Below are 382 nucleotides of genomic sequence, written 5' to 3'. Positions count from 1 at the left end.
CTCTACCTCGCATCCAAACCCATTTGTCGCGGTTTTCGATTAGTGTGAAAGAGCGCTTGAAGGAAAATGTGGGGATTTACTGTCATGCCGATCCTATTTGTTGCTCAGGCGGAGCAAAACATACCAAAGAATGGCAAGAATCATCCAAAGCTCTAGATAAATTAATAAATACGGCCAAATCATTTGACCTCATAATTATAGATACTCTTCGAGATGCCATTGGCTCTGCAAACGTTGTTGAAGATGACTATTACATAAGAATAGCGTTAGAAAAACTCGCACAGGAAGCAGATGCCGCCGTTTTAGTTGTCCATCATCCAACAAAAGATGTGAGTAGGGGAAAAGACGTTATAAACAGTGTCTCTGGCTCAGGTTTATCTTC

General features: G+C 41.4%; 1 protein-coding gene. It reads left to right on the top strand.

What is annotated here, in order from left to right:
• Positions 1 to 44: 44 nt before the first annotated feature.
• Positions 45 to 382: AAA family ATPase (locus ACS2QP_RS27440; protein ID WP_438883022.1), on the top strand; the 338-nt coding region annotated here is incomplete at its 3' end.

Source organism: Bacillus cereus group sp. Bce019 (assembly GCF_051781745.1).
In the GTDB taxonomy this organism is placed as follows: Bacteria; Bacillota; Bacilli; order Bacillales; family Bacillaceae_G; genus Bacillus_A; species Bacillus_A cereus.
This window is presented reverse-complemented; position numbering and strand designations above follow the sequence as displayed.